This window comes from Candidatus Cyrtobacter comes (genome assembly GCF_034470605.1).
Taxonomy (GTDB): domain Bacteria; phylum Pseudomonadota; class Alphaproteobacteria; order Rickettsiales; family Midichloriaceae; genus Cyrtobacter; species Cyrtobacter comes.
In genome coordinates this window covers 1-9,533 of sequence record NZ_JARGYT010000047.1, presented here as the reverse complement: position 1 = coordinate 9,533, position 9,533 = coordinate 1, and the positions used below count along the sequence as shown (strand labels likewise).

The window sequence follows — 9,533 nt, the reverse complement described above, 5'->3', positions numbered from 1 at the left end:
AAACCCATTCATTGAACGTTTTAATGTCGATCGGAAACAACCTTTTATCCATCTAAATACCATATTTATCGCCTCCAATATAATATTGCATCTTTTCCATTATTTGGCAAAACCTTTGTTAACAGTGCCTAAGCATTGATTTAAAGATGATAGTGCGTTTAGCATATCGTTTGTTTCACAAGACTTGCCTATAGTATACAAGGAATTAATAATGTGAGTATAAGTTTTCGGTTGTTCGCCGGTACCCCAAAAATTTACACCAGTTTTCAGAATCTTGGTTGTTTTTAAAAAATTAGTCTGCGCGTCATTCATGATGCAAGCATCTGCAGCATTTTGTTTTGTAAAATTATTTTCCATAGTTATAATCTATTAATGTTATAATATGCGCATATCATAATGCGGTAATACCATGTTAGCAATATAGCGCGTTATGTGCGCTGGTTTTATTTATCAAAGGTGCGATTATAAGTAATATATTATTTACGTGTAATTATTTTGTTTTCATAACCTTTACATTAGACATTTTGCATAGAGATAAGGCCTTAGGTAGCCTAAATATAGCATTGCTATGGAGTTCTATATAATCATGGAGGAGAGAGATGGTTAAACTGAATAAAAAGAGGAATATTTGATAAAAATATACTGCAAAAAGCTGAAATAAAGAGGCCTTAAACCTAGCTATGATATTTTATTTGTAGCCTGTGGCATGCAATTAATGTTATAAACCCTTCTTTTTCTTCTTGATTTGACTGTGCGCTTTAATTGTATGATTATTGAGTGATGCTTAGTTTTAATAGGTAATTGAAATGATGTAGGACAGAAGATATTATTAGATTTATATCTGTTCTAGCTGTTCGTAATTTTATATAGTAAAAAAGTGAGTAATTCTGTAAATGATGTTAAGGAGCTTTTCAAAAGGTGTGATTCGTTTTTTGGGATGCGGTTTGATGTTTTAGAGCTTAAAAAGCTAGTTTCTCATGGTAAAAAGGATGACATGAGATCTGAGAAATATAAGGATTTTCAAGAAAAAAAGCATAAATCACCACAATTTAGCAATATTAATGTTGAATTTTTCTCAGATGAGGTCAAAACTGTACTATCTGCACTTATTAAAGACGCTGTTAAGGAGGCGTTAAGTGAAGTGTTAAAGGAAAAGAAGGGTAACACATAATGATTTACGGTTTTTTGTTCTTTTTGCTTATCTATATTTCGCCGTATAGTGTTTTTGCACTATCTAACGAAGAATATGATAAATTTCTAAAAAATATAGATCAACATTTTGATAATTCTGAATTTAGTTCTAGCAATGATTTTCAAGACGACTTTTTTGTGGGTACGAATACACCTAAGACAAGTACAGATAAGCCTGTCGGTCCATATGAAGAAAAGATCAATACAAATCCTGTTAATAAAGAGATAGCTCCAATACAAGATGTAAGAGATTTAAAGATCCCTGATTTAAAAAATGATGAAAATTTAACTGTTGTTCATAGAGAACAAATAAAAAATCTAGAGAATAATGTTTCTGAGACAGTGCAGCTGAGTAATGCTAAAGAGTCTATTCAAAAGAATAACAATGTGGTCGATATACAAAAAGCTAACCCTCAGCTTGATAATATAAAAGGTAGTGACATTAACCTTCCGAAAAATGCTAAAAACCCTAATCAAGATATTGCTTCTTTAAATGGAAAAAAATTAGTGCCACAATCTAGTTCTAAGCAAAAAGTACAATCTACTAATGAGAAAAGTGGTGTAGATAAGCCACTGGAAACGGTAGCAAAAGATAGAAAAATTGCCCCTGCTAGAAAAAAAGCCGATGTGAGTAAAGCTTCTGATGCTTCGGTTAAAAAAAATCAGCCAATTAAAAATGAGGATAAGCCTGATATTAAAACTGAATTAGTAGATGATGCGCCCTCATCATCAGAGAGTAGAGTTATGGAAGTTGCTATAAATCAACGTAAAATTTTTTCTAACATGGAAAATCCACTAAATAAAAGGTTTGAGATAAAAAGGGAGCTAAATGAGCATATACAGGTAAATACTTATCAACATGAATATTCGCAATTATTATTTGTTGCGGCTTCAAGAGGTGATATAGGCGCTATTAAAGCTTTGCTTGATAAGAAAGCTGATATAAACGCTCAAGATAATATTAATGGCCATACACCGCTGATGTATGCAATAGCTGCGGGAAAAATATCGGCGATGCAATACTTAATCTCAAAGGGGGCGGATATTAATAAAATTACCTATACTGCCAAAAATGCTCTTCATATAGCAGCTATCACAGAGAATCGTGAGGCATTTAAAATTTTACTAAAAGCTGGATGTAACTTAAGCGCTGTGGATACGCGTGCTATGAGGCCATTTGATTATGTATCTAGAGATAGGGAAAATTTTGCCATGTATTCGATGCCAGAAGAATTTAGTATTAACCAAATATTAATTGGTTGTACTATAATGAACATGCAAGGCTGCTTAAAGGATGCGCTAGCAAGAGGGGCTGATGTAAATTGCAGTGACGATGATGGTAATACACCATTAATGATAGCAGTGAGACATGGATTGATAGATTTAATAAAATTAATATTTGAATATAACCCTGATTTAAAAAGAAAAAACAATAGAGGGTATAGCGTGTTTGATATTGCTGGCGCGATTAATGATAAATTAACAATGCGTTTAATTAGCGAATTATCCAGACCTCAGAATGAATCATCAACAAATACCAAAAAGATTATTATTGATACACCTATGGTATTAGATAAGACATATATGAAACAATGAATTAAGTTTAGTGGTTTTTAGGCCCTTTAAGATGATTGTGTTATAACCTTATAAATGTGTTGTGTCTGTTTTATTTAAGGTGGCGTAGATAGCGCACACAACTTATTAGCTTTATTATGCTAATTTAGCTTAAGCCACCATATATCAAATCTGTAGAATAATTTCCCGCTCTAACAAGCTGAGTCTCATTTTTCTAATTAAGATTGGTCGCTAACGGTTATATTTTTAAGTTAGTTAACAAATTTACAAAACTATTTGATTAATTGTTGTCTATTATCTTTTAGTAATAGTAATTATATATATAACAAAATCTAAGCCATATTGGTCAAATAAAAGCTATAAAAGATGTATCATATATAATGAAGTAATTGAATGGGTATAGTAATTGGTGTATACATTTAGTTATGTGTCTTCAAGGGTTTTTATTTTGAGAATGTTTCTTAGGGGTGTTGCTTCTTATTTATTGCTCTTTTTTATTATTTTATCTGATTGTAGTGCGGCAGTGCATGGCTATTCGCATATAGTTGAAAAGGCACTTCCGGCTGTTGTTACTGTTCGCGTAAGGGGTGATATAGCACAAAGAAAGGCGTATGACCCTATGGAAGAAATAAGAAAAGAATTTAGAGATATTTTTGGTGGCCAAATAGTTCCGCGTGATAACACGCAGCAGGAGAGGAGGCCGCAATTTGCTCAAGGCTCTGGGTTTTTGATAAGTGAGAATGGGCTAATAGTAACGAGCAGACATACCATAGTTGGCGCGAGCGAGATAACCGTATCTATAGGAAGTGATGAAAATAGAATGAAGGCTGAGTTAGTTGGGCAAGATAGCGTTACAGATATAGCGCTACTTAAGATAACTTCGAAAAATAAGCTTCCATTTTTAACGTTCGGAGATTCTGATAAAATCAAAGCTGGTGACATATTAATTGCCATAGGTAGTACATTTGGTCTTAATGGAACTGTTACTGCTGGTATTGTTTCTAATACAAGCAGAAATATAGAGATAGGTGGGTATCATTTTGGTGATCTTATACAAACGGATGCCTCAATATATTTTGGTAATTCTGGTGGGCCTGCACTTAATGTTGATGGTGAAGTTATTGGTGTAAATTTTGCGTTAATGTCTTCTGCTCCAGGTATAGGTGGTAGTATAGGTGTTGGTTTTGCTATTCCTTCAAATGTAGTTTCTACTGTTGTTAAGCAACTAGCGGAAAATGGTGAGGTTTCGCATGGCTATATAGGAATACTTGGGCGAGATGTGACTCAGAAGTTAGCTGAAGCTATGAAGTTACCAAAATCTTCTGGTGTGTTGGTGGTAAAGGTTTTGAAAGGAGGTGGGGCGCAAGTGGCTGGGTTACTGCCTGGTGATGTGGTGCTTGAAGTAAATGACAAGAGCATAGATAGTGTATCCAGATTAAGAAAATTAGTTAGCACCTCTGGCGTTGGTCAAAAGGTGAAGCTAAAAGTTTTTAGAAAAGGTAAAGAGATGGTATTTCATGCTCTGACACATAAGAATGTTGAAGATACGGGTTCTTCTTCGTTTTTTAATAAAGAGACAGGGTTATCAGTTAGGGACTTAGTGCAGTCTGACCGTAACTCATCTGATGCTGCTGTAGGGGTTATTGTTTGTAATGTGGAAAAGGGATCGGTGGCAGATTATGCTGGTATATTAGTTAAGGATATACTACAGGAGATAAATGAAAAACCTATAAAAAACGTTAAGGATTTTGAGGAAGCATGTAGGAGTAATGATAGGTTATTCACCTTTTCAGTTTTAAGAGATGGTTCTAAGCTCTTTATGTATGTAGATATGCCAGACTAATGTTTTCTGTTGTAAGCTGGAATGTTAATTCTATTGGAGCTCGTATTAACGCTGTTTCTGAATTGATCCCTACTACTTCTCCTGATATCATTTTGTTGCAGGAGGTTAAGTGTATCTCTGATGCCTTTCCTTATAGTGCGCAGTGTTTCGAGCATTATAATATTAACGTTCATGGGCAGAAGGGCTATAATGGAGTTGCGATTCTTAGTAAGCAAAGGCAGGAAGAAGTTATTTTTGGTATTCCTGGTTTTGAACATGAATTTGCCGCTGAGGCAAGGTATGTCGAATCTTTAATTTCTTTAAATTCTATCCCTGTTAGGGTGATATCTGTGTATGTTCCTAACGGGTCTGAAGTTAATTCAGAGAAGTTTCTCTTTAAATTAGATTTTTTTAATGCACTAAAAGGTAGATTGAGTTACCTTTTATCTCAGGGAGAAAATTTATTAGTATGTGGAGATATGAATGTTGCTCTTGATGATTTAGATGTGCATGATCCTTCTTATATGAAGGATCAGCTATGTTTCAGTATTGAGGAAAGAAAAGCACTTAGGTCTATTCTTAACCTTGGACTTTATGATTCATTTAGAATACTAAATCCGCATCTAAAGAAATTTACTTGGTGGGACTATAGAAAAAATAGTTTCCAATATGATAGGGGGCTTAGAATAGATTATATACTAGTCTCTAGCCATTTATGTGACATGATAAATAAATGTTATATAGAGGCTACAGTAAGGGGTTGGGAGCGCCCATCAGATCATGCTCCGCTATTTTGTGAATTTAATTAAGATTTATTAACTTTTATGCTACATTCAACGACGATTTTATCAGTAAAAAGAAATGAGAGTATAGTTATAGCTGGGGATGGACAGGTAAGTTTTGGCAATACAATTTTCAAATCTAACACAAATAAAATACGTAAATTTTTTGATGGGAAAGTAATATCTGGTTTTGCAGGAAGTGCTGCAGATGGTATGGCTTTGTTTGAGAGGCTTAATATGCGCTTAAAAAAGCATTCTGGAAATTTATTGCAGGCCGCTGTTGATATGGCAAAAGATTGGCGCTCTGATAAATATCTAAGAAGATTAGAGGCTATGATGATTGTAGCAGATGCACAAAATACACTAATATTATCAGGGCAGGGTGATGTTATAGAGCCAGAGGATGGTATTGCTGCGATAGGTTCTGGTGGAAACTACGCTCTTTCTGCAGCAAAAGCGCTGTTTTATTCAACCGATATGTCTGCAATGGATATAGTAAAGAAGTCTATGAAGATAGCGGCTGATGTGTGCGTTTATACAAACCATAATGTTGTCATCGAGGAATTAAATATTATAGCAAAAGCGTCATAAGGGGTGCTAACTTTGAAAATGTTGGGTTAAATTTAGCAAAATTACTTATTATGTAATCATAATATACTGCTTTAGCTATAACTCTTAAAAAATTAAGAAAGTTAGGTGATTAAGTAATAAATGCTGACCGGAATTGTCATAAAAGGATAGACTTTGTTATGGTGACATGATTGCATAGCAAGGTGCGTTGAATGAATGTGTCTGTGAAGGGATGCAAATTTTGCTCCAACAAAACGTGGTCAAGAATGGTTGTAGGCAAGCAAAGGCACAAGTAATGTTGCAGATTGAACATAAAATACACGCTCAAAGATGTCTGTATAGATGTTTCTTAACAATGTTGGCTTTAGAAGCTAGGATAATGAATATACCGTTTCGGATACGGCTGGGATTTGAAATGCTAGAAAAGCTGTGGAAAAGGAAGCTGAGAGCAAATTATAATATTCCTATTATAGATATATATATCTAAATATATCTTCGAAAAAAGACTGGCAAGTACGAATTTGGCTTGAACAGAAATGAGATATTGTTGCACATTATAGCTAAAGCGTCATAACATAGTACTAACCTTGCAAATATTTTAATTGAGTTAAGTTTAATAAAATTACTTTTTATGTAATAATTTTGCTTCAGCATTATATAGAAAATGGATCCTCTGGATTTGTAAACGAATTACAAATAAAGTGTCATAATATCATAATTATAGCTACAGATGGCAATTATAGTTATAACAAAATAATACCAAATGGAATCAAGCATATAGTAGATAAAGCGGAAACTTGCTTAGTAGAAGCTAAAGATTCTAGTCTAATGGGCCCGATTAACCAGAGAAAGCGTTACTCTAAATGCCATGCTCAGGACGACTATGTGGAGGTTTAGAGGCTATCTATCTATGATGTATGAGACAATGCCGAGAATATACCATAAAAAATGGTATAAGGCTTCAATGGTGCTTAAGTTATAAATACTACAAGAAGCTTGGTGTGCTTATGTAAACAAGACCAAAAAATTGAACTCTATGCTGATAGAGGCATTGATTTTGGTATCAAAGCACATAACCTCTTTTTGATCAAATATACGTTAAATCCCCATTTCTATCTTTATTAAGCAGTCTACTAAAAAGTAGAAGAAAATGGTGGAGGTAAAGGGATTCGAACCCATGACCCTCTGCTTGCAAAGCAGATGCTCTACCAACTGAGCTATACCCCCCAACATAGAAACATGGAGCGGGTGAAGAGACTCGAACTCTCGACCCCAACCTTGGCAAGGTTGTGCTCTACCAACTGAGCTACACCCGCCCTCTACCAAGAGGACACTGCTTATAGCAAAAAATTAGTAATAAGCAAGCTCCATAAGTTTAATATCAATAATAAAATTGGATGGCATTCATTTAAAAGCGGTTATGGTGGCTTAAAGTATTATTTAAATAATACCTAAGAATTATTAGCGAGGTGATTTTATGGAAGAATTATCCGTATAACAGGTGGTTAATTCCAAATTATGATAGATGAACTGATTGTAAATTGTTCATGGTCAAATTACTAAGCCATAAGTTCATAAGCGTAGTTAATCTTTTAGCATTGAAAACTAAAAGATAGTTAAATGAGATTTTAATAAGAAATAACAAGAAAGTTTAACCATGAGAGGTAGAATGCTGAGTCACATCTGGAACATGGTCTGAATCTGAGCAAATAATGCCGCACGGTGCCATTTAAAGTTTTAACAATGCGGGTTTGTTTGCTTATTTTTCAATAAGCAAGGTACTGGCTTTCTATCATCCGCGTTGTTAATTTTGATAATTTATGGTTTAAGGCATGTAATTTAAAGCTCAAAAACCATAGAAGTTTTGGCAGCTAATTCTTTATCACCTCTTCCCTCTATATTTTTACAAACAGAGTTATGACCGTTGAATCTATAAATGTATATTCTATCACTTTAGCAGAAATATAGCTAAAGCGTCATAAAAATGGCACATGATTAATTTTGAAAATATATTAGTTATCATTGAGTTAAGTTTAAAAAAGTTACTGTTTATGTAATAATTTTATACCGCTTTAGCTATAGATTGAAGTAAGTTTATTGAAGCAAAAACGCCTTTTCTATCAATTGTATGTGGCGTCGTTAACAAAATAATTATATCAATGGGTTTTAGAAATAAGAGAAAATATCCAATAAAGGAATGAAAGTTCAAAGCTTTAATAGAAGCGATTTGTAGAGGATGCAAGGTGAAAGAGAAGTAAGGCCAACTAAAGAGAGTATTGTTATCTATCTATTAATAGGTCACATCTTTTTATTATTTAAACCATATATATTGTTGTTGAAATAATTGGCAAGATTTAGAACTGCTTTGAGTTGTGGCAAGTTGTTGGGCTCAAAATGTAATGAATATAGGAATGTAATCTCTCTTATATAACTAAGTATATTCGTTTTATTTCTACATAGTTATTAACCCAAAGATGAAAAATTATGTTATTACAATATTCTTTTTACCAACTACGGTTAATAGCCTTGGGGTTGATAGAGAAAGATATTCATCTGGAGAAATTATTTCTACACTCGCATCAAATGCTGGTGGTAGGGAGTTTGTTGATTGGATTGTTGTTGATGGCCCTGGTAGTGGTAATCTTCAGGACCCTATGTTATGGGTAGAGCCATGGAAGTACAATACTGTTACAGGCCAGTTATTTGGAAAGGGGCTCGAAGAGGGGGTGCGGCATGCACAAAGTATAATCAGAGGTAAAAAAACTCAGCACATATTGAATTTAGAAAAAGAAGAATTAAGCGTATCGAAATATAACAAATTAAAGAAATATGGAGTACAACTTGAGAAAGATAAATATCTGCCTGGAATTAAAAAAGAGATAAAAAAGAAGCAGGGATTGTACCACACAACATAAAGCCACAAAGTTTACAGTTACGTATGATGGAGATTATGCGTAAGAAAGGAAATATGCATGTGAATATTGTTGGTTGGAGCAGGGGTGGGGTAGCTTGCCATATGTTAGCAAATTATATGCTAGCCGATGATGAATTAAAGAATATAAAGGTGAATATACTTGCACTTGACCCTATAGTGGGAGGATTAACTATAGTTAGAGATGTACATACCAAGCTTGGGTCAAACGTTGAGAATTATATTGGTATTTTTGCCGAGGATGAAAGATCTCATGGTTTTGATCCTATAGTTCCTGTTACATCTATGAATACTAGAATAAATTTCTTAAGTGTTCCAGGCCGCCATTCTACGCTTGCAGGCAATGGTGCGGTAGATGGTGCAGAAGGTGTTCAAATGGTGCCTCAAGTAAGTGAGTTAGTTAGGGATTTTTCAGAAAAGATTCTAAGATCTTGGGGAGCGGAGCTGAATCATACCCTGGATTTTGATAGTCAACAAATTGAAAATCTAATTAAATGCATTGAAGAAGATTCTGCGCCTTATAAGGAAATGAGAAATAAAACTTATACATATCCAACTGATGTATAGCTAATCCGGTATAAAAGAGTCACGATAAATAGTCATTGAAAAGTTGATTTATAGAGCAATTAGTGGATCTACGAATTTGCTTAGCCTGAGCCCA

General features: G+C 34.1%; 8 protein-coding genes and 2 tRNA genes. 8 read left to right on the top strand and 2 right to left on the bottom strand.

Features of this window, described 5'->3' with window-relative positions:
* Positions 1 to 877: 877 nt before the first annotated feature.
* The 6 genes from Cyrtocomes_RS03875 (at position 878) to Cyrtocomes_RS03850 (ending at position 6,837) form a co-directional block, all read left to right on the top strand.
* Positions 878 to 1,171 carry a hypothetical protein gene (locus Cyrtocomes_RS03875; protein ID WP_322497889.1) on the top strand — a complete coding sequence of 98 codons (294 nt, stop codon included), beginning with the start codon at positions 878 to 880 and terminating at the stop codon, positions 1,169 to 1,171.
* Positions 1,171 to 2,787: an ankyrin repeat domain-containing protein gene (locus Cyrtocomes_RS03870; protein ID WP_322497888.1), complete on the top strand. Its 1,617-nt coding sequence runs from the start codon at positions 1,171 to 1,173 to the stop codon at positions 2,785 to 2,787. Before Cyrtocomes_RS03875 ends, Cyrtocomes_RS03870 begins: the two co-directional genes overlap by 1 nt.
* A gap of 433 nt (positions 2,788 to 3,220) precedes the next feature.
* Complete coding sequence (locus tag Cyrtocomes_RS03865; RefSeq protein ID WP_322497890.1) at positions 3,221 to 4,609, top strand: trypsin-like peptidase domain-containing protein; 1,389 nt, start codon at positions 3,221 to 3,223, stop codon at positions 4,607 to 4,609.
* Complete coding sequence (xth, locus tag Cyrtocomes_RS03860; protein ID WP_322497887.1) at positions 4,609 to 5,397, top strand: exodeoxyribonuclease III; 789 nt, start codon at positions 4,609 to 4,611, stop codon at positions 5,395 to 5,397. The genes Cyrtocomes_RS03865 and xth overlap by 1 nt, the downstream gene beginning before the upstream one ends.
* A 15-nt stretch (positions 5,398 to 5,412) precedes the next feature.
* Entirely contained in the window at positions 5,413 to 5,961 is a 549-nt protein-coding gene (gene hslV / locus Cyrtocomes_RS03855; protein ID WP_322497886.1) for an ATP-dependent protease subunit HslV, read from the top strand.
* Between the two features lie 621 nt (positions 5,962 to 6,582).
* Positions 6,583 to 6,837: a hypothetical protein gene (locus Cyrtocomes_RS03850; protein ID WP_322497885.1), complete on the top strand. Its 255-nt coding sequence runs from the start codon at positions 6,583 to 6,585 to the stop codon at positions 6,835 to 6,837.
* Between the two features lie 254 nt (positions 6,838 to 7,091).
* Here the strand turns inward: Cyrtocomes_RS03850 and Cyrtocomes_RS03845 are convergent.
* Positions 7,092 to 7,167, bottom strand: a tRNA-Ala gene (locus Cyrtocomes_RS03845).
* A gap of 13 nt (positions 7,168 to 7,180) precedes the next feature.
* Positions 7,181 to 7,256 (bottom strand) — tRNA-Gly (locus tag Cyrtocomes_RS03840).
* A 1,158-nt stretch (positions 7,257 to 8,414) separates the two neighbouring features.
* Here Cyrtocomes_RS03840 and Cyrtocomes_RS03835 point away from each other — a divergent pair.
* Both Cyrtocomes_RS03835 and Cyrtocomes_RS03830 read left to right on the top strand, forming a co-directional pair.
* Positions 8,415 to 8,855, top strand: coding sequence for a hypothetical protein (locus Cyrtocomes_RS03835; protein ID WP_322497884.1), 441 nt, complete (start codon positions 8,415 to 8,417; stop codon positions 8,853 to 8,855).
* Positions 8,856 to 8,890: 35 nt separating this feature from the next.
* Positions 8,891 to 9,439 (top strand): hypothetical protein, encoded by a 549-nt coding sequence (locus tag Cyrtocomes_RS03830; RefSeq protein ID WP_322497883.1) that lies wholly within the window; start codon positions 8,891 to 8,893, stop codon positions 9,437 to 9,439.
* Positions 9,440 to 9,533: the final 94 nt, after the last annotated feature.

Excerpts from the sequence above, each read along its gene's own strand:
- xth (WP_322497887.1), top strand. The coding sequence starts at position 4,609 with ATGTTTTCTGTTGTAAGCTGGAATGTTAATTCTATTGGAGCTCGTATT.
- Cyrtocomes_RS03830 (WP_322497883.1), top strand. The coding sequence starts at position 8,891 with ATGCGTAAGAAAGGAAATATGCATGTGAATATTGTTGGTTGGAGCAGG.
- Cyrtocomes_RS03835 (WP_322497884.1), top strand. The coding sequence starts at position 8,415 with ATGAAAAATTATGTTATTACAATATTCTTTTTACCAACTACGGTTAAT.
- Cyrtocomes_RS03865 (WP_322497890.1), top strand. The coding sequence starts at position 3,221 with ATGTTTCTTAGGGGTGTTGCTTCTTATTTATTGCTCTTTTTTATTATT.
- Cyrtocomes_RS03870 (WP_322497888.1), top strand. The coding sequence starts at position 1,171 with ATGATTTACGGTTTTTTGTTCTTTTTGCTTATCTATATTTCGCCGTAT.
- hslV (WP_322497886.1), top strand. The coding sequence starts at position 5,413 with ATGCTACATTCAACGACGATTTTATCAGTAAAAAGAAATGAGAGTATA.